The sequence below is a fragment of the Paracraurococcus lichenis genome (assembly GCF_030657435.1).
Lineage (GTDB): Bacteria > Pseudomonadota > Alphaproteobacteria > Acetobacterales > Acetobacteraceae > Paracraurococcus > Paracraurococcus lichenis.
The window spans coordinates 1-526 of sequence record NZ_JAUTWS010000456.1 but is presented as its reverse complement, the minus strand read 5'-3'; the positions used below and the strand labels follow the sequence as shown (position 1 = coordinate 526).

Sequence of the window (526 nt, the reverse complement as noted above, 5' to 3'; positions counted from 1 at the left end):
CGAAGCCAGGTTGCCATCGCTCGCCGTCCTGCCCTTCGTGAACCTGAGCGGCGATCCGGAGCAGGACTACTTCGCCGATGGCATGGCGATGGAGATCATCACCGCGCTGACCCGCAGCAGCGGGCTCTTCGTCATAGCCCGCAATTCCTCATTTGCGTATCGGGACCAGGAGATCGACATACGCCAGGTCGGGCGGGACCTCGGCGCTGGCTATGTGCTCGAGGGCAGCGTCCGCCGCGCCGGCGACCGGCTGCGCATCACCGGACAACTTGTTGACGCCACACCGGGCGCGCATCTCTGGGCCGACCGCTTCGAGGGCGACCGTACGCAGGTTTTCGACCTGCAGGACCGCGTAGCTGCCAGCGTCGTTGCGGCAATCGAACCGACCTTGCAGGCCGCCGAGGTCGAGCGCCACCAGCGGAGCCGGCCGGACCGTCTGGATGCCTACGATCACTTGCTGCGTGCCTACGCCTTCGAGCACGAGTTCACGGCCGAGAGCTTGGTCGCGGCGCTGGACTGCACGCGC

At 67.1% G+C, this 526-nt stretch carries 1 pseudogene; it reads left to right on the top strand.

What is annotated here, in order from left to right:
* Window positions 1-526, top strand: a pseudogene (locus tag Q7A36_RS40775) (hypothetical protein); the annotation flags it as partial.